General features: G+C 74.7%; 21 protein-coding genes, 1 tRNA gene and 1 riboswitch. Of the genes, 11 read left to right on the forward strand and 11 right to left on the reverse strand.

Features of this window, described 5'->3' with window-relative positions; translation table 11 throughout:
- The first annotated feature begins 4 nt into the window (after positions 1–4).
- A complete protein-coding gene (locus ACI79S_RS14725) occupies positions 5–922 on the forward strand; it encodes an AEC family transporter (RefSeq protein ID WP_456594192.1) in 918 nt (305 codons plus the stop codon).
- Between the two features lie 31 nt (positions 923–953).
- Complete coding sequence (locus ACI79S_RS14730; protein WP_456594193.1) at positions 954–1616, forward strand: SGNH/GDSL hydrolase family protein; 663 nt, start codon at positions 954–956, stop codon at positions 1614–1616.
- A 73-nt stretch (positions 1617–1689) separates the two neighbouring features.
- Here the strand turns inward: ACI79S_RS14730 and ACI79S_RS14735 are convergent, their stop codons facing one another.
- Both ACI79S_RS14735 and ACI79S_RS14740 read right to left on the reverse strand, forming a co-directional pair.
- Positions 1690–2967: a heparin lyase I family protein gene (locus ACI79S_RS14735; RefSeq protein ID WP_456594194.1), complete on the reverse strand. Its 1278-nt coding sequence runs from the start codon at positions 2965–2967 to the stop codon at positions 1690–1692.
- A gap of 253 nt (positions 2968–3220) precedes the next feature.
- Positions 3221–3297, reverse strand: a tRNA-Ile gene (locus tag ACI79S_RS14740).
- Between the two features lie 173 nt (positions 3298–3470).
- Positions 3471–3613, forward strand: a riboswitch (cyclic di-AMP (ydaO/yuaA leader).
- 10 nt (positions 3614–3623) lie between these two features.
- Between ACI79S_RS14740 and ACI79S_RS14745 the strand changes: the two genes are divergently transcribed.
- Positions 3624–4847 (forward strand): murein hydrolase activator EnvC family protein, encoded by a 1224-nt coding sequence (locus ACI79S_RS14745; RefSeq protein ID WP_456594195.1) that lies wholly within the window; start codon positions 3624–3626, stop codon positions 4845–4847.
- 106 nt (positions 4848–4953) lie between these two features.
- Positions 4954–5463 (forward strand): TVP38/TMEM64 family protein, encoded by a 510-nt coding sequence (locus ACI79S_RS14750; RefSeq protein WP_456594196.1) that lies wholly within the window; start codon positions 4954–4956, stop codon positions 5461–5463.
- On the opposite strand, the gene ACI79S_RS14755 is transcribed toward ACI79S_RS14750, so the two are convergent.
- On the reverse strand, positions 5460–6353 hold the full coding sequence (locus ACI79S_RS14755) for a maleylpyruvate isomerase N-terminal domain-containing protein (protein WP_456594197.1): 894 nt from the start codon (positions 6351–6353) through the stop codon (positions 5460–5462). The genes ACI79S_RS14750 and ACI79S_RS14755 overlap by 4 nt on opposite strands.
- 115 nt (positions 6354–6468) lie before the next feature.
- Here ACI79S_RS14755 and ACI79S_RS14760 point away from each other — a divergent pair, with 115 nt between their 5' ends.
- On the forward strand, positions 6469–7614 hold the full coding sequence (locus ACI79S_RS14760) for a diguanylate cyclase domain-containing protein (protein WP_456594198.1): 1146 nt from the start codon (positions 6469–6471) through the stop codon (positions 7612–7614).
- A gap of 456 nt (positions 7615–8070) precedes the next feature.
- Positions 8071–8571, forward strand: coding sequence for a DUF3145 domain-containing protein (locus tag ACI79S_RS14765; RefSeq protein WP_456594199.1), 501 nt, complete (start codon positions 8071–8073; stop codon positions 8569–8571).
- A 109-nt stretch (positions 8572–8680) separates the two neighbouring features.
- On the opposite strand, the gene ACI79S_RS14770 is transcribed toward ACI79S_RS14765, so the two are convergent.
- From ACI79S_RS14770 to ACI79S_RS14795, 6 genes are all read right to left on the reverse strand, one after another.
- Positions 8681–10093 carry an acyl-CoA carboxylase subunit beta gene (locus ACI79S_RS14770; protein WP_456594200.1) on the reverse strand — a complete coding sequence of 471 codons (1413 nt, stop codon included), beginning with the start codon at positions 10091–10093 and terminating at the stop codon, positions 8681–8683.
- Between the two features lie 79 nt (positions 10094–10172).
- A complete protein-coding gene (locus tag ACI79S_RS14775) occupies positions 10173–11414 on the reverse strand; it encodes a beta-ketoacyl-[acyl-carrier-protein] synthase family protein (RefSeq protein ID WP_456594201.1) in 1242 nt (413 codons plus the stop codon).
- A gap of 85 nt (positions 11415–11499) precedes the next feature.
- A complete protein-coding gene (locus ACI79S_RS14780; protein WP_456594202.1) occupies positions 11500–11742 on the reverse strand; it encodes an acyl carrier protein in 243 nt (80 codons plus the stop codon).
- An 82-nt stretch (positions 11743–11824) separates the two neighbouring features.
- Entirely contained in the window at positions 11825–12793 is a 969-nt protein-coding gene (locus tag ACI79S_RS14785; protein ID WP_456594203.1) for a beta-ketoacyl-ACP synthase III, read from the reverse strand.
- Entirely contained in the window at positions 12790–13992 is a 1203-nt protein-coding gene (locus tag ACI79S_RS14790) for an acyltransferase domain-containing protein (RefSeq protein WP_456594204.1), read from the reverse strand. Before ACI79S_RS14790 ends, ACI79S_RS14785 begins: the two co-directional genes overlap by 4 nt.
- Before the next feature lie 145 nt (positions 13993–14137).
- Positions 14138–15316 carry a PucR family transcriptional regulator gene (locus tag ACI79S_RS14795; RefSeq protein WP_456594205.1) on the reverse strand — a complete coding sequence of 393 codons (1179 nt, stop codon included), beginning with the start codon at positions 15314–15316 and terminating at the stop codon, positions 14138–14140.
- A gap of 91 nt (positions 15317–15407) precedes the next feature.
- Between ACI79S_RS14795 and ACI79S_RS14800 the strand changes: the two genes are divergently transcribed.
- Both ACI79S_RS14800 and ACI79S_RS14805 read left to right on the forward strand, forming a co-directional pair.
- Positions 15408–15953, forward strand: coding sequence for a pirin family protein (locus ACI79S_RS14800; RefSeq protein ID WP_456594206.1), 546 nt, complete (start codon positions 15408–15410; stop codon positions 15951–15953).
- 60 nt (positions 15954–16013) lie between these two features.
- The gene (locus ACI79S_RS14805) at positions 16014–17219 is read left to right on the forward strand and encodes a M20 metallopeptidase family protein (RefSeq protein WP_456594207.1); all 1206 of its coding nucleotides are present in this window, start codon (positions 16014–16016) and stop codon (positions 17217–17219) included.
- Here the strand turns inward: ACI79S_RS14805 and ACI79S_RS14810 are convergent.
- Positions 17216–18244, reverse strand: a complete 1029-nt coding sequence (locus ACI79S_RS14810) for a LacI family DNA-binding transcriptional regulator (RefSeq protein WP_456594208.1) — start codon at positions 18242–18244, stop codon at positions 17216–17218. The two genes, ACI79S_RS14805 and ACI79S_RS14810, sit on opposite strands and share 4 nt — an antisense overlap.
- Before the next feature lie 217 nt (positions 18245–18461).
- Between ACI79S_RS14810 and ACI79S_RS14815 the strand changes: the two genes are divergently transcribed.
- Positions 18462–19862, forward strand: coding sequence for a GH1 family beta-glucosidase (locus tag ACI79S_RS14815; RefSeq protein ID WP_456594209.1), 1401 nt, complete (start codon positions 18462–18464; stop codon positions 19860–19862).
- Positions 19863–19907: 45 nt separating this feature from the next.
- Here the strand turns inward: ACI79S_RS14815 and aceE are convergent, their stop codons facing one another.
- Positions 19908–22724 carry a pyruvate dehydrogenase (acetyl-transferring), homodimeric type gene (gene aceE / locus ACI79S_RS14820; RefSeq protein WP_456594210.1) on the reverse strand — a complete coding sequence of 939 codons (2817 nt, stop codon included), beginning with the start codon at positions 22722–22724 and terminating at the stop codon, positions 19908–19910.
- A 408-nt stretch (positions 22725–23132) separates the two neighbouring features.
- Between aceE and ACI79S_RS14825 the strand changes: the two genes are divergently transcribed.
- Both ACI79S_RS14825 and ACI79S_RS14830 read left to right on the forward strand, forming a co-directional pair.
- Positions 23133–23552, forward strand: coding sequence for a DUF3052 domain-containing protein (locus tag ACI79S_RS14825; protein ID WP_113810483.1), 420 nt, complete (start codon positions 23133–23135; stop codon positions 23550–23552).
- Between the two features lie 15 nt (positions 23553–23567).
- Positions 23568–24032 (forward strand): peroxiredoxin, encoded by a 465-nt coding sequence (locus ACI79S_RS14830; RefSeq protein ID WP_456594211.1) that lies wholly within the window; start codon positions 23568–23570, stop codon positions 24030–24032.
- The last annotated feature ends 12 nt before the right edge of the window (positions 24033–24044 follow it).

Consider the following 24044-nt stretch of genomic DNA (forward strand, 5'->3'; position numbering starts at 1 on the left):
CGTGGTGCAGGGGGCGGCGGTGGTGCTGCCGGAGTTCTCCCTCATCGTCCTGGGGCTGGTGCTGCGCCGCTGGGCCTGGCGGTCCCCGGGGTTCTGGGCGGAGCTCGAGCGCCTCGTGTACTTCGTGCTGTTCCCGGCGCTGCTGTTCCGCACCACGCTCGCCGCCGACGTCGCCGCGGCCGGTACGGGGGCGGCCCTGCTGGCGGCGGTGGGGGGGATCGCGGTGGGCGCGCTGCTCGGCGCGCTCGTGCGCTGGTTCCCGGGCATCGACCGGGTGACCGCGGCCTCGGGATGGCAGACGGCGTTCCGCTTCAACTCCTTCCTGGCGCTGGCGCTCGTCGACGACCGCGGGCCGGCCGCGCTCGCGCTGATGGGCGTCCTGCTGGGCGTCACCGTCCCCGCGGTCAACGTCCTCGCGGTGATGGCCCTCGCGGGAGGCACCGCCGCGGCGAGCGGACGCGGCGCGCTCCTCGGCGTGCTCGGGGCCGTCGTGCGCAACCCGCTGATCGTGGCGACCGTCGCCGGGCTCGCCGGGAACGCCGCCGGCCTGGTGCTGCCGGAGCCGGTCGACGCCACGCTCGGCCGGATCGCCGCCGCGGCCGTGCCGATGGGGCTGCTGACGGTGGGCGCGGCGCTCCGGATCGGTGAGCTGGCCCGCCGGGAGTGGGCGCTCTCCGGCTACCTGGCGGCGGTCAAGCTGCTCGCGGTGCCCGCCGCGGCGCTGGGCCTCGTGGCGCTCCTGGGCATCGACGGCGACCAGCGGGCCGTCGTCCTCGCGTTCGCGGTCGTGCCGCCCGCCACGGCGTCCTACGTGCTGACCGCGCGCATGGGCGGCAACGGCGGGTTCGTCTCCGCGCACGTCTCCCTGGCGACGACGGCCGCGCTCGTGACCGTGCCGCTGTGGTTGCTCGTCGCGGGCTGACGGGGTGCGCGGTCCGATAGCGTCCTGCGGCATGTCGCGGCGGCGCACGATCGCGATCACCGGCGGGATCGTGGTGCTCGCCCTGGGCCTGTCGGTCCTGATCCCGGGCAGCCCGACGCGGGCCTTCGCCCGGGGCGCCGTGCACGCGGAGTGCGTCACGTGGGTGGGTGACGACGGGAACCGGTCGCTGGCGGTCTACGGGGACTCGATCAGCCGCGCGGACAGCGAGCCCCGGTTCGGCTTCCACGGCGGTCGCTCCTGGTACTCCTACCTCGTCTGCTCCGACGAGTTCACCGACGGCGCGAACGCGGCCGTGGCCGGCGAGACGGCGGCGGACGTCCTGGAGCGTCTGGAGGCCGACGAGCCGCGGGTGGACGTCCTGGTCGTCCAGGCCGGCACGAACGACCTCCGCCTCGGGGTGCCGACGAGGGAGACGGTGGCGAGCCTGCGCCGGGCGGTCCGGCTCGGGCAGGAGGTCGCGGGCACCGTGCTGCTGGCGACGGTGCAGCCGTGGACGGGCACGGACGCCACGGCGCTCAACGCCGCCGTCCGCCGGCTGGCGGAGGAGACGGGCGTCGAGCTGGTGGACTTCGCCGGCGTGCTGGGCGACCGCGACCTGACCCGGGACGGGGTCCACCCGACGGAGGCCGGCGCCCGGGCGCTCGCCGACCTGGTGGCGGAGGCGGTGACCTAGCCGCCGCCCGGGCAGCTCCGGGCGGTACGCCGCCCATGACGGTCGGGCTCGTCGAGCCGGCGAGCAGGGCGGATCAGTCCATCGCGTTCAGCGACGCGACGGACTCGCGCGTCGGGCCGAAGCCGATCGGGGCGTGCTGGAGGTAGTGCGTCCGGGACGTCCCGGCCGCCGAGTAGATGCCCTGCTTGATGTACACCGACTGCCCCTCGTACAGGTTGGCGACCTGTTCGGAGAGGACCTTCTCGCCCTGGTGCCAGACCTCGATGAGGCCCTTCGCCGGGTCGGGGGACCAGATGAAGCGGACCGTGTGGTCGTTCCAGGCGCCCTTGTCGATGGTGCCGAGGTTGAACGTCCGGACGTACTGCGCGTCGCCGGCGATGCGGCCTCCCGTGCCACCGCGGACGTCGACCATGAGGTTCTCGTCCACGTCCGACCAGAAGTGCACGTTGGGGTTGCCGGAGTTCACCGTCTGGTGCCACTGGGTGTAGATCAGGAACTGGCCGCGCTCGTCCCAGTCGAAGTCGGCCGGGAAGAACGTGGACCAGGCCCACCACTGCTCGTCGCCGGGCCGGACGTCGCCGGAGTCGGCGATCGAGTCGCGGACCTCGGAGCGCAGGGTGCCCTGCGTACCGTTCCAGCCGGTGTCGCCGGGTTGCACGGTGAAGAAGGCGGTGCGCTCGGAACCGGGGTACGGGTTGGCCGTGGTGGTGCCGTACTGGTCCGGCCGGAGGGCGTGGATCTCCGGCCAGGGAGCGGGTGCCAGCGTCGTGGCGTCGTAGCCCCAGACCCTCGTGGGCTGGACGGTGGGCAGCTCGGGCGCAGGGTCCGTCGCGAGCGGGGTCGTCGGCGTCGTCGGGGGCGTGGTGGGCTCCGTGGCAGGCGTCGGCGGCTCGCTGGTCGTGGCGGGCTCGGACGGAGGGGGCGTCGGGGCCGCCTCGGCCGGGGTGGTCGGCTCGGCCGGCTGGCCGCCGGGGTAGATCTGCACCGGCTCCGTCCGCTCACCCTGCACCTTGGCGTGGTCCCGCGGCACGACCACGAAGGCGTACCTCGGGGTGGACAGCGGCAGGCGCGGCGACGTCCAGGCGGTGGCGCTGGTGGAGCCCACGATGCGACCGGCGGCGCTGGAGGTGACGTCGATGACGAGGTAGTCGCGCGCCCCGGACACCCCCGACCAGTCCAGCGAAGCCCGCTGATCGACGGCCTTGCCGGTGAGATCGGCCGGGGCGAGCAGCACGGCGGCGGCCTGGGTCTGCGACGTGACGGGCCGAGGGGCCTCCAGGACGGCAGCGGTGAGTCCGGCGCCGCCGATCAGGGTCAGCGCCGCCAGGACGGCCAGGTTGCGCGTGTTCATGGCGACGGCGGTTGCACGTTGTGTCACTGCTCGATTACGACACGTCGGGAAGGCGGCGGTGCAGAGGCGCGCCGGTCGCTCTCGTCGTGGACCTGCTGCCGCACCTCCGGCCCGGGGCAGGGCCGGCCGCGGCACCGGAGTGGCGCGCCACCGGCGCCGACGTGCGCTCCGTGCCCACGCCCGACCGGAGCGGTGTCCTTGCTCACGCGGGCAGCGCGGCGCGAGCGCCGGGCAGGACGCCGCGGCCCGGAAGTGGTGGGGCGGGTGGGGCTCGAACCCACGACCCAGGGATTATGAGTCCCATGCTCTGACCAGCTGAGCTACCGCCCCGGACCCGCCAGCCTGCCAGACGGCGCCGCGGCGCCGCAGTCACGCCCTGGGGTCGGTGGGACGAACCGACAAGGTCCGTTACCCCCCTGTGACATTCGGGCGATCCGCTTGTACCGTCTCTCGCGGCCCACCCGATCCCGCTCCCGAAACCCGGGGGCTCGGGCGGGCCCCGCCGAACTCTGCGGCCTCACCGCCGCGGGGACCGGGGACCCACGTTTTCTGGGGTGAATCCCGTCTGCGCCACCACGGGCAGACAGGTAGGGCATGTTCCGGCCCGAACCCGTCAGCTGACCTGGTAGGCGGATCGAGGAACGGAGACCGTCGCCTTGGCGACCTCGCACCACCTGCGCAACCACGTCCCGGCCGCGCCCGCGCGCCGGACCCTCCGCCGCACCCGTCTGGCGGCCACCGCCGCCACCGCGCTGCTGGCGCTCGCCGTGCTCGGGACGCCGACCGCGGCGGCCGCGCCCGGCGACGCGCGCAGCGAGCACGACCGCGTCGAGGCGGAGGTCGCCGGCATCGAGCAGCGCGTCCGCGACGCCGAGGAGCGCCTGCAGCAGCTGACCCTGCGGGCGGAGGAGGCCAGCGGCGCCGTGCTCGCCGCGCAGGCCGAGCTCGACCGCGCCCGCGAGCACGCCGACGCCATCGCCGCCGAGCTCGCCGCCGTCCGGGAGGCCGTGGCGAGCACCCAGGGCGAGGTCGCCGCCATCGGCCGGGAGGCCTACATGGGCAGCGACCAGTCGATGAAGCAGTTGGAGATGGTCCTGCACGCCGAAGGCCCGGGGGAGCTCCTCCAGCAGGCCGCGACGCTCGACCTCCTCGGCGAGGACCGCGCGCAGGTGCTCGAGGACCTGCGGGTGGCCGAGGCCCGCGAGGCCCGGCTCGACCAGGAGGCGAAGACCGCCGTCGCCGAGCGGGATGCCGCCGCGCGCAAGGCGCAGGGCATGCAGGCGGAGGTCGACGCCCTCCTCGCCGCCGCGCAGGCCGACTTCGACGCGCTCACCGCCGAGAAGGCGGCGCTGGACGAGCAGCTGCGCGAGGCGGAGATCCGCATGCTCAGCCTCCGCGGCACGGCCGATCCCGTCGCCGCCTGGTCCGAGCAGCAGGCCACCGAGCAGGCGGCCGTCGCGGCTCCGGTGACCGGGGGTGCCGGCCAGCTCACCCAGGGGCGGGTCACCTCCTGCTACGGCAGCCGGTGGGGCACCCAGCACCTCGGCGTGGACATCGCCGCACCGATCGGCACCCCGATCTTCACGCCGGAGCCCGGGGTCGTGCTGCAGGCCGGCCCGGCCAGCGGCTTCGGTCTCGCCGTCGCCATCCAGCACCACGACGGGGCCATCACCGTCTACGGCCACGTGAACCAGTTCTTCGTCTCGCCGGGCCAGGTCGTCAGCGGTGGGCAGCAGATCGCCGAGGTGGGCAACCGGGGGCAGTCCACCGGCCCGCACCTGCACTTCGAGGTGCACTACGGCGGCCTGTACGCCAACCGCTCCAACCCGGTGCCGTGGCTGGCGCAGCGTGGCATCACCCTCGGCGGCAGCTGCGGCTGAGCCTGCCGGTGCGCTCGTTCCGGGAAACCGGACCGGGCGGACGGCGGGTGCCTCGATCCGGCTGCGTGCCGCCGTCCTGGGAGCGCTCCTGGTCGCCGGCGGTGTCGTGGCCGTGCGGCTCGACCTGCCGTCCGGGGAGCAGCTGCGCACCCTGCTCGACGGCGGCGGCGCGGAGGTCTGGGTGCTGCTGGTCGTAGCGCTGGCGGTGGCGCTGCTGGCGCCCGTCCCGCGCTCGGTCCTGTCGGCGCTGGCCGGCGCGGTCCTCGGGTTCGGTCCGGGCCTGGCGGTCGCGCTCTCCGGCGGCCTGCTGGGGGCGGCTGCCGCCTTCGGGCTGAGCCGCACGCTGGGCCGCCCGGCCGCCGAGCGGCTCGCCGGCCCACGGCTCCGCCGCGCCGATCGGCTGGTCGCCGGACGCGGCTTCCTGTGGGTGCTCGGCGGCCGGCTGGTCCCGGTGGCGCCGTTCGTGGTGGTCAGCTACGGGGCGGGCCTGGCCGGGGTCCGGTTCGGGCACTTCCTCGCGGCCACCGCCGTCGGGCTGGTGCCCAGCACGGTGCTCCAGGTGGGTGCCGGCGCGTCCACCGGCGTGCTCGTCTCCTGGCTCGGGGGAGCGGGCTAACCCCGGCCGAAGAGCCGCCCCAGCATCCCGCCGGCCCCGCCGACGGTACGGGCGGCCAGCTGGAGGATCGGTCCGCCCGGGATGCCCGGCACCTGCTGCACGATGGGCGCCAGCTGGAGGAGCCCCGCCACGTCGTGCACCGCGAGCCGGCGACGGGCGACCGCCGGTACCGGGTTGACCCGGCCGGCCGCGGCGTCGAGCAGGAGGTCGGCGGCGGCCTCGACGGCCGGGCCCTCGACGACCCCGGCCGGTACCCGGCGCACCTGCCACCCGTCGCCGTCCGCGGTGAACCCCCAGCCGCCGTCGGGTGTCACGAGGCTGACGCGGCCCGCGATGCCGGAGGAGGCGGCCAGCGCACCGGTCACGTCGGTCAGCGCCGCGAGCCCCGACTGCAGCACCGGGGCGTGCGGCGGCGGCGCACCGCAGGACACCAGGTCCAGCCCGTGGACGGCGAGCTCGTAGGCCTGCCCGAGGACGACGCTGAGCAGCGGCAGCCGGCCGACGACCGAGACCGCTGGTGCGGTGTCGAGCTCCACCGGCTCGTCGGCCAGGTAGCGGGCGGTCGCCTCGCGGTTGCGGCGCAGGGCGGCCAGCACCTCGGCGCGGGAGGCGCCGCGGTGAGCGGCGGTCACCCGCGCGTTCACCGCGTCCGGGTCGGGAGGCGTGCCGGAGCCGCCGGTCCGGGCGGAGGCGATGAGGTCGGGCAGCGCGGTGTGGTCGTCCCAGCAGCCCAGGTGCACGCAGATCTCGTGTGCCCGCCACCCGGGCAGCCGGGACCGGCGGTCGAGGTCCACCGACTCCGCCTGCGCGAGGAAGGCGTCCCACGCGTCCAGCACCATCCCCGCGACCGCGTCGCGGCCCGCGTCCGCCATGCCCTGGTGTCCACCCACGGGGGGAGCCCTACCCGGAGGCCGCGCGCGGCAGGCACGGACCACCGTGGCACCGGTCACCCGCACGGGGGAGCGCGCCGTCAAGCTGCGGAGGGCGCCGACCGATCGCTCCTCTGTGAGCGAGACACCGGCGCACGACCGCCGAGCGGGCAGCGTCCACGCCTCCGGGCGACGGTCGCGCCCGGCCCCGCCAGGCGTCCTCGTCCGCCTGCGGTCCGGCCTGTACCGGCCTCTGGCCGGGGACGACGCCCGCGTCGCCTTCTGGATCCGGCACGTCCGGATCGGCGTGCTGGTCACCGAGCTCACGGCGCTCGCCGTCATCGGCTACGCGGCGCTCGCCGACGGACCCGCCGCATCGCGCCTCGCCCTGGCGCTGCTCGTCGCAGGGGTGGCGCTGGTCGTTCCGGCGACCCTGTTGCTCCCGCTGCGCGCCATGATGCGCGACTGGCGCGGACCCACCCTGTTCTACGGGTGGACGCTGGCCACCATCGTCGTGGTCGTCGTCGCCACCCGCCTCGACGGCGGGTCCACCAGCCCGTTGGACGCGCTGCTGTTCCTCACCCTGACGTTCACGGCGGTGGCGTACTCACCGGCCGGTGTCGTCGCCATGGGCACCGTCATGACCGCGGCGTACCTGTTCTTCATCGAGCTGCCGGGGACGACCACCAACGGCATGTTCTTCCTCGCCGTCCTGGGTGTCTTCACCATCGTCTGCGCGATGTCCTCGGCGAACTCCTGGGCCGCCTACGACCGGCAGATGCTGCTGATCCGCGCGCAGGAGATGCTCGCCTCCACCGATCCGCTCACCGGCATCCCCAACCGGCGGCTGTTCCTCGAGCGGGTGTCCCGCGCGGTGGAGGCCGCGGCATGGGGTCACCAGTCGGTGGTCTGCCTGGTGGATCTGGACGGCTTCAAGGCCGTCAACGATGCCGAGGGGCACGCGGCCGGCGACGCCCTGCTCAACGCGGTCGGCTCGGCGCTGGGGGCCGCCGTGCGCGAGATCGACACCGTGGCCCGCCTGGGCGGGGACGAGTTCGCGGTGCTCGCCGACGTGACCGCGGGGTTCTCCGCGGCCCTGCTCGCCGAGCGGCTGCGGACGGCCGTGGCCCTCACCGGCGCACGGTTCCAGGTCACCGCCAGCGTGGGCCTGGCCGAGATCGAGCCGGGCGACGACGTCGAGGACCTGATGCACCGGGCCGACGTCGCCATGTACCGGGCGAAGAGCACCGGCGGCGACCGGGTGGGCGTGCTGGACGCCTGACGCGGATCCGTCCACGCCGCGTGGCCTGTGGGTTACGCAACGTGGTTTTCTGCGGGGAGGACGCGCTGGTCGAAGGGGACGGTGGGCGGCGGCGCCCCCGGGTCCGCGACTACACTGCGTGACGACGCACTCGGTTGCCGTCGCTCCGGTTCCGAGCACTCCGGGACCGGTACGGTTCCGGCCGGTCGGGCGGAGCTGTGAAATCGCTGACGCAGGTAGACGCCGCCAGTGACAGATGGTATTGGCCGCTGACCAGCGACAAGGCCGTGCTCCGGCGGGCGGGCGAGCGCGGCCGTCACTTTCGTCCCAGGAGTCGCAGCCGGGCTGGCGCGATGGGGGGACCATCGTGCAAACTTGTCGCGGGAGCCCTGCTCCGCCACTGCCGATAACGGCGCGTCACCGAATCGATGGGTCCGTAGGGGAAGACGAGACCGATCGAGTCGATGGAGGTGCCCGGTGCAGCGACGGTCAACCCAGGGTGTCGTCTTCGTGCACTCGTGCCCGAAGGCGCTCTGCCAGCACGTCGAGTGGGCGCTGGAACGCGTCGTCGGCGCGCCGGTCTCCCTGTCGTGGGCTGAGCAGCCCGCGGCGCACGGTGCCTACCGTGCTGAAGTGGCGTGGACCGGTTCGCCCGGTACCGGCGCCAAGCTGGTCGCTGCGCTGCGCGCGTGGCCGATGCTGCGCTTCGAGGTGACCGAAGAGGCCAGCCACGGCAACGACGGTGAGCGCATGTCCTACGTGCCCGGCCACGGGGTCTTCCGCGCGCCCACGAGCGCCAACGGCGACCTCATCGTCACCGAGCAGCAGCTGCGGCACCTCGCGGCGACGGCGTCGTCCATCGAGGCGTTCCGGCACGGCGTCGACCAGCTGCTGGGCGCCGCATGGGATGCCGATCTGGAGGTCTACCGGCACGCCGGTGACGGCAGTCCCGTCACCTGGCTGCACCAGGTCGTCTGAAGGTCACGATCGGGGCACGACACTCCCGGCCTGGTCGGGGAGTCGTCGTAGCCTGGAGCGGGCCGTCCGGGCGCCGTCGGGGAAGCGGCGCCGGGACGGCCTTTCCACGTCAGAGCGGGATGTTGCCGTGGGCCCCGCGACCGAGCGGCGCTCCGGCCAGCGCCTCGATGAGCCGCTGCCGCGTCCGGACCGGCTCGACCACCTCGTCGACGACGCCGATCTGCAGCGCCCGGTTGACCCCGCCGGCGATCCGCTCGTGCTCCTCGGCCAGCTGCGCGTGCAGCGCCTCGCGCTCGCCGGGCGGGGCAGCGGCCAGCTTCTTGCGGTGCAGGATGCCGACGGCCGCCTTGGCGCCCATGACGGCCACCTCGGCGCCGGGCCAGGCGAACACCTTCGTGGCGCCCAGCGAGCGGGAGTTCATCGCGATGTAGGCACCGCCGTAGGACTTGCGGGTCACCAGCGTGACGCGCGGGACCACGGCCTCGGCGAACGCGTGCAGGAGCTTGGCGCCGCGGCGCACCACGCCGTCCCACTCCTGGCCGACGCCCGGCAGGTAACCGGGCACGTCGACGAGCACCACCAGCGGGATGCCGAAGGCGTCGCACATGCGCACGAACCGCGCCGCCTTCTCCGCGGACGCGGAGTCCAGGCACCCGCCGAGCCGCAGCGGGTTGTTCGCGATCACGCCGACCGTCCGGCCGGCGAGCCGGCCCAGCGTGGTGACGACGTTGGGCGCGAACCGGGGGTGCAGCTCCAGGCCCGGCTCGTCGAGCACGGAGGACACCAGCGGCTTCACGTCGTAGGCACGGTTGGTCTGCTCGGGCAGCAGCGCCGCCAGGTCGTTCCCCGCCTCGTCGTCGGCCGGGGCGAAGCTGCCCTGCGCCGCCAGCAGGTCGACGGCCAGCCGGGCGGTCTCCAGGGCGGCGGGCTCGGAGTCGGTGACCACGTGCACCACCCCGCTGCGGCGGCCGTGCGTGTCGGGGCCGCCGAGGCTCTCCATGTCGACGTTCTCGCCGGTGACCGAGCGGACGACCTCCGGCCCGGTGACGAACACCCGGCCGGCCGGACCCATGATCACCAGGTCGGTCAGCGCTGGGCCGTACGCGGCGCCACCGGCCGCCGGTCCGAGCACCACGGAGATCTGCGGGATCCGCCCGGACGCGCGGACCATGGCGGCGAAGACCTCGCCGACGGCGTGCAGCGCGGTCACCCCCTCGGCCAGGCGAGCGCCGCCGGAGTGCCAGATGCCGACGACCGGCACGCGTTCGCGCAGGGCGGTGTCGATCGCGTCGACGATGTGCCGGCAGCCGTCGATGCCCATCGCCCCGCCCATCACCGTGGCGTCCGTGCAGAAGGCCACGGCCGGGCTGCCGGACACGGCGCCGCGGGCGGCCAGCACCCCGGAGGTGTCCCGGGTGCCGAGCAGCTGCATGGAGTCGGTGTCGAAGAACCGCCGCAGCCGGTCCTCCGGGTCACGCGGGTCGGGGGCCGTCACGGCGGGCGCGGCCTGGACTGTCGTCACGGGTACCTCCGGGGCTCATGGCCGCGCTGCAGGTTCCCGCCGCGAGCTCGCGAGTGGCGGGGGGCAGCGGGGTCCTTCTTCAGGCGGTGGTGAAGACCAACGCGATGTTGTGCCCGCCGAAGCCGAACGAGTCGTTGACCGCCGCGGTCAGCTGCGCCCGGCGCGGCTCCCGGCGGACGATGTCGAGGGCCTGGACGGCGGCGTCGTCGTCGGGGTCGTCGAGGTTCGCCGTCGCGGGGACGATCTGCTCGCGCAGCGCCAGGATGGTGAACACCGACTCCAGGGCGCCGGCGGCGCCCAGCAGGTGGCCGGTCTGGCTCTTGGTGGCGCTCACCAGCACGTGCTCGCCCAGCGAGGAGCGGATGGCCGCGGCCTCGGCGGTGTCACCGACCGGGGTGGAGGTCGCGTGGGCGTTGACGTGCCCCACGTCGGTGGTGGAGAGGCCGGCGTCGCGCAGCGCGGCGGTGATCGCCCGGCCGGCGCCCTCGCCCTCCGGGTGGGGGGCGACCAGGTCGTAGCCGTCGGCGGTCGCACCCGCGCCGGCCAGGCGGGCGTGCACGCGGGCTCCGCGGGCGGCGGCGGAGTCGGCCCGCTCGAGCACGAGCGCGGCCGCGCCCTCGCCGAGGACGAACCCGTCCCGGCCCTTGTCGAACGGGCGGGAGGCGCGCTCGGGCTCGTCGTTGCGGGTGGACATCGCGCGCATGGCGGCGAAGCCGGCCATCGGCAGCGGGTGGACGCAGGCCTCCGCGCCACCGACGAGCACGACGTCGGCGCGGTCGAACCGGAGCAGGTCCAGCCCCCAGCGGATCGCCTCGGCGCCCGAGGCGCAGGCGCTCACCGGTGCGTGCACGCCGCCCTTGGCCCCGATGGCCAGGCCGACCGCCGCCGCCGGGCCGTTGGGCATGAGCATCGGGATGGTGAAGGGGGAGACCCGCTTGGGGCCCTTCTGCTCCAGGACGTCGTCCTGGCCCAGCAGGGTCAGCGCACCGCCGATGCCGGTACCGAAGACGACCGCGATCCGCTCGGGGGCGACGCCGGCGTCGCCGGCCCCGGACTCGGCCCACGCCTGCTCGGCGGCCACGACGGCCACCTGCTGGCTGCGGTCGAGCCGGCGGGCGCGGACCCGGTCGATCTGCTCGGCGGGTTCGGTGGCCAGGCGGGCGACGAGCTGGGCGGGAAACTCCCGCACCCACTCCTCGGTGATCCGGCTGACGCCCGAGCGCCCGGCGAGCAGGGCGTCCCAGGTGCTGGCCACGTCGCCGCCGAGCGGCGTGGTGGCACCCAGGCCGGTGACGACGACGTCGGTGGTGGACGGGCTCATGGGATCTCCTCGTGCGGACGACGGCCGGGTGGGCCGGATCGGGGACCGGGTCCCGCCGGCGGTCGGCCGGCGGGACCCGAGGGGGTCAGCCCTGGTTCTTCTCGATGAAGCTGATCGCGTCGCCCACCGTCTTGATGTTGGCGAGCTGGTCGTCGGGGATGGCGACGCCGAACTTGTCCTCGACGGCGGTGGCGATCTCGACCATCGACAGGGAGTCGACGTCGAGGTCCTCGGTGAAGGACTTCTCCGGGGTGGCGTCGGCGGGGTTCACCCCGGCGACCTCCTCCAGGATCTCGGCCAGACCGGACTGGATCTCCTGGGTGCTCACGCGGGTCCTCTCTCTCGGATGGGGCGGGCGGTGCCCGCCGACGTCCGGGACACGGTGTCCCGGCGAACTGGGGTGGGGCGGCTCACGGGAGCACGACCACCTGGCCGGCGAAGGTGAGGCCGGCGCCGTAGCCGAGCAGCAGGGCGAGATCCCCGCTCTTGGCCTCGCCGCTCTCGAGCAGGGCGGCCAGCGCCAGCGGCACGGAGGCCGACGAGGTGTTGCCGGAGCGGACGATGTCGCGGGCGATGACCGTGCGCTCGGGCAGCTTCAGCCGCTTGGCCATGAGCTCGATGATCCGCAGGTTCGCCTGGTGCGGCGCGAACACGTCGATGTCGTCGGGGCCGACGCCGGCGCGACGCATGGCCTCGGTCAGGGTCTCGGTCAGCTTGGTGGTGGCCCAGCGGTACACCGCCTGGCCCGCCATGCTCATGCCGGTCTCGTTCTCGGGGATGGCGATGGCCTCGTGCAGGTCGCCGTCGCTGCCCCACACCGCCGGCCCGATGGCCGGCTCGTCGGAGGCGGTCACGACCGCGGCGCCGGCGCCGTCGGCGAAGATGACCGCCGTCGCCCGGTCGTCGAGGTTGGTGTAGTCGGTCAGCCGCTCGCCGCCGATGACGAGCGCGTTGCGCGCGGTGCCGCTGCGGATGGCGTCGGCCGCGGCGCTGAGCGCGTAGCACCAGCCGGCGCAGCCGGCGTTGACGTCGAAGGCACCGGGCCGGGGCACCCCGAGCTGGTGGGCGATCCGCGGGGCGAGCCCCGGGATCGCCTTCGGCGGGCTGGTGGTCGCGAGCAGCACCAGGTCGATGTCGCCGGCGTCGAGGCCGCTGGCGGCCAGCGCCTTGCCGCCGGCCGCCACCGACATCTCCACGAGCGTCTCGTCGGGCTCGGCCCACCGGCGCTCGGCGATGCCGACCCGCGCCTGGATCCACTCGTCGTTGGTGTCCATCCGCTGGGCGAGGTCGGCGTTCGTCACCCGGCGGCGGGGCCGGTAGCTGCCGAAGCCGAGGATGCGGGCACCGGGGGCGCCGGGCGGGAGCTGGAGACGGGTCACGAGGACACCTCCGGGTAGAGCCGGGCGATCGGGTCGCCGGCGTCGACGAGGTCGCCGTCGTGCACCAGCCACTCGGCCAGCACGCCGTCGTAGCCGGCGGAGACGTTGACCTCCTCCCGGCGGCCGCGGATGCAGCCGAGCGGGGTGCCGGCGGGCAGGCGGGTGCCCTCGGCGATCTCCGCGGGGCTCACCGTCCCGCGGGCGGGCGCCACGACCATCCGCCAGTCGGGCAGGTGCTCGGCCTCGGCGCGGCCCCGCTCGGCCTCGATCAGCTCGCGGGCCCGGTCGAGGTCGGCGGGCGTGCTCACGGCGAGCACCTCGATGCCCGCGCCCTTCCACTCCCGCTTGGCCAGCCCGGCGAGCGCGCCGGCGGGCGGCAGCTCGATCACGGCGGTGACGCCCAGCTCCCGCATGGTCGCCAGGCACGCGTCGAACCGCACGGGGCTGGTGACCTGGCTGACCAGCCGGGCCAGCGCCTCGGAGCCGCAGTCGACCGCCGCGCCGTCGGCGTTGGAGAGCAGCAGCCGGCTCGGGTCGGCCGGCCGCAGCCCGCCCACGAGACCCTCCAGCTCCGCTCGGGCCGGGGCCATGAAGGAGGTGTGGAACGCGCCGGCCACCGGAAGGGGCATGACCCGCGCCTTCGCCGGCGGCTCGGCCCGGAGCGCGGCCAGCCCGTCGAGCGGGCCGGCGGCGACGATCTGGCCGGCGCCGTTCATGTTCGCGGGGCTCAGGCCGTGCTGCTCGATGGCGGCCAGCACCTCGTCCGGGTCGCCGCCGAGCACCGCGGACATGCCGGTGGGGGTCTGCGCGCAGGCGGCGGCCATGGCCCGGCCGCGGACGGCGGTGAGCGCGATCGCCGCCTCGACGCTCAGCACGCCGGCGAGCGCCCCGGCGGTGAGCTCGCCGACGCTGTGCCCGGCGATGACGACGTCGCGCCCGGTGTGCGGGGTGTGGGCCACCGGCCCCGGGAGCCCACCCAGCTCGCGGGCGACGAACAGGCTCATCGCGACCACGAGGGGCTGGGTGACCGCGGTGTCCTTGATCGCCTCGGCGTCGCCGGTCGTGCCGAGGGAGAGCAGGTCGGCGCCGGCGATCGCGCCGGCCCAGCGGAAGAACGGTTCGGCGCCGGGGAGGTCGAGCCAGTCGGTCAGCATCCCGGGCTTCTGCGCACCCTGACCCGGGGCGAGGACGGCGAGCACCTCACCACCGTGCCAGTGATCACCGGTCCCGCGCGCGGCGGTCCGGCACGAAAGCACCCCGCCGATCTTTGTGGGATTCCTCCAATACACCCGGCGGTTCAGGGCCTCGATGCGCGTTCCCGTCGTGGGAACCGGACCGTCCGGGTCAGTGCCAGAGGGAGCGGTCGCGGTCGAGCGCGGCGAGCGCGAGGGCGACCTGGAGGGTCCAGCTGCCCCGCGGGTCGGTCGCCGACAGCCCGGTGAGCTCCGCGGCGCGGCGGAGCCGGTACCGCACGGTGTTGGGGTGCACGAAGATCGCCCGCGCGCTCGCCTCGAGGTTGCCGCCGCTGCTGAGCACCGCGCGCACCGTCTCCAGCACCCCGCCACCGGCCGAGCGCAGCGGCGCGGCCACGTGCTCGTGCAGGGCGGTGCGGGCCAGCGGGTCGCCGTTCAGCGCGCGTTCGGCCAGCAGGGCGTCCGCCGCGACCGGGCGCGGCGCCTCCGGCCAGGCACCCGCCGCCCGCAGCCCGGCGAGTGCCGCGGCGGCGGAGACGGCGGCGCGTCCCAGCCCGTCCACGACCGGGCCGGTGACCACCGGGCCCGCGCCGAAGTCGTCCGCGACCCGCTCCGCAGCGGCCTCGAGGTCGCCGGTGCCGCCCAGGACGACCACCAGCTGGTCGGCGTGCACGCCGACCAGCACGTCGCAGCCCAGCCCGCGGGCGGCCCGGCGCACGGCCCCGTGCGGATCGTCGTGCCCGGCCGGCGTGGCCCCCACGACGACGAGCGCCGGCGTGCCGGCGGCCCAGCCCAGCGCCGCGGCCCGGCCGGAGAGCTCCTCCGAGCGCTCGCCACGCACCAGCGCGTCGACCACCAGCGCCTCCAGGCGCGCGTCCCAGGCGCCCCGGTTCTCCGCGAAGGTGGCGTAGACGTGCGCGGTGGCGAAGGCGACCTCGCGGCTGAACTGCAGCACGGCGAGCCGCAGCGCCTCCTCGTCGCCGGGCTCGGCGACCGATGCGACGCGCTCCTCCGTCACCTCGACGGTGACCTTGATGAGGTCGACGGTCTGCTTCAGGGCCACGGCCCGCACCAGCTCGCGCGGGGCCGCCCCGAACACCTCGCCGGTGAGGCGGGGCGGCCGCCCGGGGTTGCGGCACCACTCGACGAGCGACGCGATGCCCGCCTGGGCGACGAGGGTGACCCACGAGCGCTGGTCGGCCGGCATGGCCCGGAACCACGGCAGGTCCTCGTCCATCCGGGCCACGGCCTGCGTGGCCAACGACCCCGACGCCCGCTCCAGCCGCCGCAGCGTCGCGTCGCTCGGCGGGCGGTTGCTCACCCGGCTCACCGGGTCAGCGTGTCACGCCCCCCGGGATCGGGGAGAGTGCAGGTGTGGATCATGCCTCGGCCGGTGCTCCCGGAGCGGCGGGAGCGCCACGGTGAGCGGCCTCGACTCCCGCGTGGTGCTGGCGCCCGACGACGGCTCGCTGGGCCCGCTGCTGCGGATCGCCGACGACCGGCTCGGGCCGGGGGCCGGCTACGGCCGGCACGAGCACCGGGCGGTCGACGTCGTCGCCGTCGTCCTGGGCGGGAGCCTGCACCACCGCTGGGGCCCGGGGGCGGCCCTGGCCGCCGGTGACGTGGCGGTGCTCCGGGCGGGTGACGGGCTGGTCCACGACGAGGTGGCCGGCGACCGGGGAGCGCGGGTGCTGCAGTGCTACCTGCGCAGCGCCGCTCCCGCGGAACCCGCGGCCCACGCGGTGCACCGGTCGCCCGGGGGGTGGCTGGACCTGGGGCGCGGCGACGCCCGGCTGTGGGTGGCCCGCCCGGCAGCGGGGGAGGAGCTCGCGCCGCCGCCGGGGCTGGTGCTCGTCGCCGACGCCTCCGGCGTGCGACAGCAGGACGCCGGTCCGGTGCGCACCGGCGGGGCGGCCACGGTGCTGGTGTGGCAGCTCGACGCCTCCCGGCCGAGCTGGGCCACCTGATCGCCGGGAGGGGGTGGTGGCGACGGGCGCGACCCCGGTCGCGTGGGTGAGAGTGGGGGCATGCCGACCAGCTCCTCCGACCTGCTCGCCGCCGCGTACTCCGACGCCGACCGCACCATCGAGCTGCGCCGGCAGCTGCACCGGCACCCGGAGATCGGGCTGCACCTGCCGCGGACGCAGGCCACGGTGCTGGAGGCGTTCGCCGAGCTGCCGGTGGAGGTCACCACCGGCACCACCACGAGCTCGGTCGTGGGCGTGCTGCGCGGCGCCCGGCCGGGACCGACCTTCCTGCTCCGCGGCGACATGGACGCCCTGCCCGTGCACGAGGACAGCGCCCTGCCCTTCGCCTCCGAGGTCCCCGGCGTGATGCACGCCTGCGGGCACGACACCCACGTGGCGATGCTGGTGGGCGCCGCCCGGCTGCTCGCCGCCCGCCGGGACGAGCTGGCCGGGCAGGTCGTCTTCATGGTGCAGCCGGGGGAGGAGGGCTTCCACGGTGCGCGCTACATGCTCGAGGAGGGCCTGCTCGACGTCGTCCCCGAGGCGCCGGTCAGCGGCGCCTTCGCGCTGCACATCTCCTCGACGCTGCCGAGCGGGACGGTGAACGTCCGACCCGGGCCGATGATGGCCGCCGCCGACCAGTGGCGGATGACGCTGCGCGGCCGCGGCGGCCACGCCTCCGAACCGCACGCGGCCGCCGACCCGATCCCGGTGGCGGCCGAGATCGTGCTGGCCCTGCAGTCGATGGTCACCCGGCGGGTGGACGTCTTCGACCCCGCGGTGGTGACGGTGGCGCACATCGAGGCCGGTGCCACCAACAACGTCATCCCCGACACCGCGTACCTCGAGGGGACGATCCGGACGCTGTCGGCCGAACGTCGCGCCGACGTGGTCGCCTCGGTGCGGCGGGTCGCCACCCACGTGGCCGCCGCGCACGACCTGGAGCTGCACTGGGAGCACTTCGAGGGCTACCCGGTCACCATGAACGATCCGGGCATGGCCGCCCACGTGCTGACCACGGCGGCCGAGCTGCTGGGCCGGGAGGCCGCCGTGCTGATGCCGGCCCCGCTGATGGGTGCCGAGGACTTCTCCTACGTGCTGCAGCGGGTGCCCGGCGTCATGGCATGGCTAGGCGCCCGCCCGCACGGCATCGACCCGGCCACGGCGCCGCCCAACCACTCCAACCTGGTCGTGTTCGACGAGGAACCGCTGCCGGCCGGCGTCGCGCTCTACGCCCAGATGGCGCTGCGCGCCCTGACCGGTTAGGCGGACGCGCGCCGCACCAGCGAGGTGCCGCAGACGCGAGCCCCGGTCCCGGACCCCTCGGAGCCGATCCGGTCGAGCAGCAGGTCGACCAGCGCGCCGGTCATCTCCTCCAGCGGCTGGGCCACGGTCGTCAGCGGTGGGTCGGAGGCCGCCGCCACCTCGGCGTCGTCGAAGCCCACCACCGCGACGTCGTCGGGCACCCGCCGGCCGGCCGCCCGCAGCACGCGCAGCGCCCCGATCGCCATGGGGTCGGAGGCGACGAAGACGGCGTCCAGGTCGGGCACGTCGGCGAGGAGCCTGGTCATGGCGCGCGAGCCCCCGGCCTCGGTGAAGTCGCCCTCGGCGACCAGCTCCGGCCGGGCGGGCACGCCGGCGGCGGCGAGCGCGGCGCGGTACCCGGCCAAGCGGTCGAGGCCGGCCACCATGTCCAGCGGGCCGGTGACCGTGCCGATCCGGGTGCGGCCCAGCGACACCAGGTGGGCGGTGGCGGTGGTGGCCCCGCCGACGTTGTCGGCGTCGACGTAGGGCACCGGCCGACCGTCGAACGGCCGCCCGGACAGCACGAGCGGCACGGGGGAGCGGGCGAGCAGATCGGGCAGCAGGTCGTCGCGGTGCAGCGAGATGAGGATGATGCCGTCGACGTGCCCCTGCTGGACGTACCGGGCGACCTTCTCCTGCTCCCGCCGGCCGCGGGCGGTCAGCAGGACCAGGTTCAGATCGGTGTCGGCCAGCCGGGCCGACAGCCCGCGGACGATGCGGGCGAAGAAGGGGTCGGCGAAGACCTGGGTGTGGGACTCCGACAGCACCAGGGCGAGGGTGTCGGTGCGCCGGGTGACCAGGCTGCGGGCCGCCCGGTTGGGGACGTACCGCAGCGCCTCGACGGCGGCGTGCACCGCGTCCCGGGCCGCGGGGCTCACGCGCGGCGAGTCGTTGATGACCCGCGACACCGTCGCCCGGGAGACCCCGGCGAGCGCGGCCACCTGCTCCAGCGTGGGCGTCGGAGGCCGCGCACCAGCGGTGGTCATGGCACCTCCTCCGCGATCACGGCCGGCGCCCGGTACCACCGGCCGCCGGGAGATCACGGTAGTGCGCGCCGGTCGGCCGCACGAGGCGCGCGAGGAGATCCGCCGGTCCGGGCGAGGCGGCCGGGCGCCTGGTGTGAGAGCGTTCTCACCGCGTCGCCCGCGCACGCCCGTCGGTCGGCGCCCCGGACCCACCGACCCGCCAAGGAGCAGTGCGCCCATGTCCTCGACCGACAGCCGTCCGGAGCTCGCCGGCCAGCTCACCTTCCCGCCCGGGTTCTTCTTCGGCGCCGCCACCGCGGCCTACCAGATCGAGGGCGCCGTCGACGTCGACGGCCGGGGCCCCTCCATCTGGGACACCTTCAGCCACACCCCGGGCCGCACGTTCCGGGGCGACACCGGCGACGTCGCCGTGGAGCACTACACCCGGTACCCGGAAGACGTGGCGCTGATGAAGGAGCTGGGCCTGTCGGCCTACCGGTTCTCCGTGGCCTGGCCGCGGGTGCTGCCCGAGGGCACCGGCCGCGTGGAGCAGCGGGGCCTGGACTTCTACCGCCGGCTGGTCGACGAGCTGCTCGCCCAGGGCGTGGACCCGTGGCTCACGCTGTACCACTGGGACCTGCCCCAGGCGCTGCAGGACCGCGGCGGCTGGGCCGACCGGGACACCGCTGCCCGCTTCGCCGACTACGCCGGCATCGTCCACGACGCGCTCGGGGACCGGGTGCGGCACTGGTCGACGCTCAACGAGCCCATGGTGAGCGCCCTGCTGGGCCACCAGTCGGGGGCGCACGCGCCGGGCCTCCGCGATGCCGTCTCCGCCTCCCGCGCGGTGCACCACCTGCTGCTCGGGCACGGGCTGGCCGCGCGGGTGCTGCGCGACAAGGGGGTCGACCACCTGGGCATCACGCTGAACTTCACGCCGATGTCCCCGGCCGGCGACCGGCCCGAGGACGTCGACGCCGCGCGCAAGCTCGACGGGCAGCAGAACCGGATGTTCCTGGTGCCGATCGTCTCCGGTGCCTACCCCGAGGACGTCGTGGCGGACCTGGCGGCCGCCGGCGCCCCGCTGCCGGTCGAGGACGGCGACCTGGAGGTCATCTCCGCACCGCTGGACTGGCTGGGCGTCAACTACTACTTCGAGCAGACGGTGCGGGCCGGCGCCCGGCCCGAGGACATGCCGCCGACCTCCTTCATCGGTGGGGAGGACGTCGTCGAGCTGGACCCGGAAGGGGTCACGACGACGATGGGCTGGGGGGTGAGCCCGGAGGCGTTCACCCGGCTGCTGCTGTGGCTGAAGGAGCAGGCGCCCGGCCTTCCCCTGGTCATCACGGAGAACGGCTCGGCCTGGGACGACGAGGTGTCGGCCGACGGCGCCGTGCACGACCCCGAGCGCACCGACTTCCTGCTCCGGCACCTGGCGGCACTCCGTGCGGCGATGGCGGCCGGCGTCGACGTGCGCGGCTACTTCGCCTGGTCGCTGCTGGACAACTACGAGTGGGCCCGCGGCTACGCCCAGCGGTTCGGGCTGGTGCACGTCGACTACGCGACCCAGCGGCGCACGATCAAGGACAGCGGTCGCGCCTACGCCGAGATCATCCGCCGCCACCGCCAGCAGGCCTAGGACGACGAGGGGGCGCCGAGCAGTGCCCGGCGCCCCCTCGCCCGTTCAGGTGGCCGGGCTGGGGTCGGACCGCTCGTCGGCCGGCGCGGCCTGCACGTCGCGCACCCGGTACTTCTCCACCGCCTCGCGCACCCGCGCCCGGTCCACCTGGCCCTCGTCGGCCAGCGAGGCGAGCGTGCGCACGACGATCGACTCGGCGTCGACGTGGAAGTGCCGCCGCAGCGCCGGGCGGGTGTCGGAGAGCCCGAACCCGTCGGTGCCCAGCGTCGCCATGCCGCCGGGCACGTACGGCGCGATCAGGTCGGGGACGGCGCGCATCCAGTCCGACACCGCCACGACCGGACCCACCGTCTCCTGCAGCCGCGCGGTGACGAACGGCGTCCGCGGCTCCTCCTCGGGGTGCAGGAGGTTCCACTCCGCGCACTCGTCGGCCTGCCGGCGCAGCTCGTTCCAGGACGTCACCGACCAGACGTCGGCGCTCACGCCCCAGTCCTGGGCCAGCAGTTCCTGGGCGCGCAGCGCCCACGGCACGGCGACGCCGGAGGCGAGCAGTTGCGCCTTGACCTCGCCGGCCGCGCCGTCGTCGGCCCGCGGGCCCTCGGCGTAGCGGTACATGCCGGCCAGCAGGCCCTGCACGTCCAGGTCCTCCGGCTCGGCCGGCTGGCTGAATGGCTCGTTGTAGACCGTCAGGTAGTACATGACGTCGGGGGAGCGGGAGCCGCCCAGCGGGGCGCCCGGGTCCTCGCCGTACATGCGCACCAGGGCGTCCCGGGTGATGTGCGCGACCTCGTAGGAGAACGCCGGGTCGTACGACACCACCGCCGGGTTGGTGTGGGCCAGCAGGAGCGAGTGGCCGTCCTCGTGCTGGAGACCCTCGCCGTTGAGCGTCGTCCGCCCGGCGGTGGCGCCGAGCAGGAAGCCGCGGCTCATCTGGTCGGCGGCGGCCCAGATGGAGTCACCGGTCCGCTGGAACCCGAACATCGAGTAGAAGATGTAGATCGGGATCATCGGCTCGCCGTGCGTCGAGTACGACGTCGCGGCGGCGGTGAAGGACGCCGTGGAGCCGGCCTCGTTGATGCCCTCGTGCAGGATCTGGCCCTGCTCGGACTCCTTGTAGGTGAGCATCAGCTCGCGGTCGACCGAGGTGTAGCGCTGGCCGGCCGGGTTGTAGATCTTCTGCGTCGGGAAGAGGGAGTCCATCCCGAACGTGCGCGCCTCGTCGGGGATGATCGGCACGAAGCGCGGGCCGAGCTCGGAGTCCTTGAGCAGCTCCTTGAGCAGGCGGACGAACGCCATCGTCGTCGCCACCTCCTGCTTGCCCGAGCCGCGGCGCAGGACGTCGAGGGCCTTGTCCTCGGGCGCCTTGAGCGTCTTGAACTCCGACCGCCGGCGCGGCACCGCCCCGCCAAGGGCCCGGCGCCGCTCGAGCATGTACTGCATCTCGTCGGAGTCGGGGTCGGGCTTGTAGTAGGGCGGCAGGGTCTTGTCCAGCGCCGAGTCGGGGATGTCCAGGTAGAGCCGGTCGCGGAAGGCGGCGAGGTCCTCGGCGGTCAGCTTCTTCATCTGGTGCGTGGAGTTGCGGCCCTCGAAGTGGCTGCCCAGCGTCCAGCCCTTGATGGTCTTGGCGAGGATCACCGTCGGCTGGCCCTTGTGCTCCACCGCGGCCTTGTAGGCGGCGTAGACCTTGCGGTAGTCGTGGCCACCGCGGGCGAGGTCCCAGACCTCCTTGTCGCTCATGCCCTCGACCAGCTTGCGGGTGCGGGGGTCACGCCCGAAGAAGTGCTCGCGGACGAAGGCGCCGTCCTCGGCCTTGTAGGTCTGGTAGTCGCCGTCCGGCGTGGTGTTCATCAGGTTGACCAGCGCGCCGTCGCGGTCGGCCGCCAGCAGCTTGTCCCAGCCGCGGCCCCAGATCACCTTGATGACGTTCCAGCCGGCGCCGCGGAAGAACGACTCGAGCTCCTGGATCACCTTGCCGTTGCCCCGCACCGGGCCGTCGAGCCGCTGCAGGTTGCAGTTGATGACGAAGGTGAGGTTGTCCAGCTCCTCGCGCGCGGCCAGGCCGATGGCGCCGAGCGACTCCGGCTCGTCCATCTCGCCGTCGCCGAGGAAGGCCCAGACGTGCTGGTCGGAGGTGTCCTTGACCCCGCGCGCGTGCAGGTAGCGGTTGAACCGCGCCTGGTAGATCGCGTTGAGCGGGCCGAGGCCCATCGAGACGGTCGGGAACTCCCAGAAGTCGGGCATCAGCCGCGGGTGCGGGTAGGACGACAGCCCGCCGCCGGGGTGGCTGACCTCCTGGCGGAAGCCGTCGAGCTGCTCCTCGGTCAGCCGGCCCTCGAGGAAGGCGCGGGCGTAGATGCCGGGGGAGGCGTGCCCCTGGAACCAGATCTGGTCGCCGCCGCCGGGGTGGTCCTTGCCGCGGAAGAAGTGGTTGAAGCCGACCTCGTACAGCGAGGCGGACGAGGCGTAGGAGGAGATGTGGCCGCCGACGCCCACCCCGGGGCGCTGCGCCCGGTGCACCATGATCGCGGCGTTCCACCGGATGTAGGCGCGGATGCGCCGCTCGGCGTGCTCGTCGCCGGGGAACCAGGGCTCGCGCTCCGGCGGGATGGTGTTGATGTAGTCGGTGCTGCGCAGGGCCGGCACCCCCACCTGCTGCTGCCGGCTGCGCTCGAGCATCCGGAGCATGAGGTAGCGGGCCCGGCCGCGGCCGGCATGGTCGACGACGGCGTCGAGGGACTCCAGCCACTCCTGGGTCTCGTCGGGGTCGGTGTCGACCAGCTGGCTGGGGAGCCCGTCGGTGATGACCGCGCGGGTTTGTCCTGCGCGGGCGGGGTCGCCGTCCGGCTGCTGCGGTGCGCTCATGGCTCCATCGTCTCCCGCCGACGTAGTCCCCGTCACGTCTGTGCCCGCTCTGCGGAAAAGTCGTGTCGGACGCGCACCACCGGAGGGGCGTCCCCGGTGCGCTGGGTGCATGCAGGCTTGCGCCCGGCCCCGTATGCCCTACGCTTCCGCCTGCGGTGCATCGACGAGACGGCGCCGCCCCGGATGCCCGGCCACGACGGCCGGACGACGGCGTCGACGACAGCGAGAGGGGGGACATGACCGGGGTGCGGGTGGTTCTCCCGCTGGTCGTGTCGATCTCCGCCGCGTGTCCGTCCGTCGACCGCTCGGTCCTCCCGTGACGCCTTCGTGCGTGAACACCGGCCGGGCCGGGCACCGAACACCCCACACCTGGCCAGCAGCAGGCCGACCCATGGAGGAGCAGCAGGGATGAGCGTCGACAGCGCCGGCATGGCGGCCCGGCTGGGCATCAAGCCGGGCATGGTCGTGCAGGAGCTCGGCTGGAGCGAGGACGCCGACGAGGACCTGCGCGACTCGATCATCGAGGCATCCGGCAGCGAGATGGTCGACGAGGACACCGACGAGGTGGCCGACGTCGTCATCCTCTGGTGGCGCGAGGACGACGGCGACCTGTTCGACGCCCTCACCGATGCGCTCACCTCGCTGGCCGACGAGGGCGTCGTCTGGCTGCTGGTGCCGAAGTCCGGCCGGCCCGGGCACGTGGAGCCCGGCGACGTCACCGAGGTCGCCCCCACGGCCGGGCTGTCGCAGACCAGCAGCATCTCCGCGGCCAAGGACTGGTCCGGCATCCGGCTGGTCACCCCGAAGGCGGCGCGCAGCCGCCGCTGAGGCACGATCGGGGGCATGAGCCTCTCCGTCGGTGACCGCGCCCCCGAGTTCAGCCTGCCCGACCAGGACAAGCAGGTCGTGTCCCTGGCCGACCTGCGCGGCACCCCCGTGCTGCTCGTCTTCTACCCCTTCGCCTTCTCCGGCATCTGCACCGGCGAGCTCTGCCAGCTGCGCGACGAGCTGACCGCCTACACCGGTGCCGGGGTGAAGGTGCTGGCCATCAGCACCGACCCGGTCTTCAGCCTCAAGGCGTTCAAGGCGCAGGAGAACCTCGAGTTCCCGCTGCTCTCGGACTTCTGGCCGCACGGCGAGGTCGCCCAGGCCTACGGGGTGTTCAACGAGAAGGCCGGCATGGCCCTGCGCGGCACGTTCCTCGTCGACGCCGAGGGCACCATCGCCTTCACCGAGGTGAACGCACCCGGTGACGCCCGCCAGCAGTCCGGCTGGAAGGACGCGGTCGCGCAGCTCACGGCCGCCTGACCGGCCGCCCGG

The sequence above is a fragment of the Blastococcus sp. SYSU DS1024 genome (genome assembly GCF_054050795.1).

Coding starts and splice junctions, on each gene's coding strand:
- ACI79S_RS14815 (WP_456594209.1), top strand. CDS start 18,462: ATGTCCTCGACCGACAGCCGTCCGGAGCTCGCCGGCCAGCTCACCTTC.
- ACI79S_RS14775 (WP_456594201.1), bottom strand. CDS start 11,414: ATGAGCCCGTCCACCACCGACGTCGTCGTCACCGGCCTGGGTGCCACC.
- ACI79S_RS14830 (WP_456594211.1), top strand. CDS start 23,568: ATGAGCCTCTCCGTCGGTGACCGCGCCCCCGAGTTCAGCCTGCCCGAC.
- ACI79S_RS14805 (WP_456594207.1), top strand. CDS start 16,014: ATGCCGACCAGCTCCTCCGACCTGCTCGCCGCCGCGTACTCCGACGCC.
- aceE (WP_456594210.1), bottom strand. CDS start 22,724: ATGAGCGCACCGCAGCAGCCGGACGGCGACCCCGCCCGCGCAGGACAA.
- ACI79S_RS14810 (WP_456594208.1), bottom strand. CDS start 18,244: ATGACCACCGCTGGTGCGCGGCCTCCGACGCCCACGCTGGAGCAGGTG.
- ACI79S_RS14735 (WP_456594194.1), bottom strand. CDS start 2,967: ATGAACACGCGCAACCTGGCCGTCCTGGCGGCGCTGACCCTGATCGGC.
- ACI79S_RS14825 (WP_113810483.1), top strand. CDS start 23,133: ATGAGCGTCGACAGCGCCGGCATGGCGGCCCGGCTGGGCATCAAGCCG.
- ACI79S_RS14730 (WP_456594193.1), top strand. CDS start 954: ATGTCGCGGCGGCGCACGATCGCGATCACCGGCGGGATCGTGGTGCTC.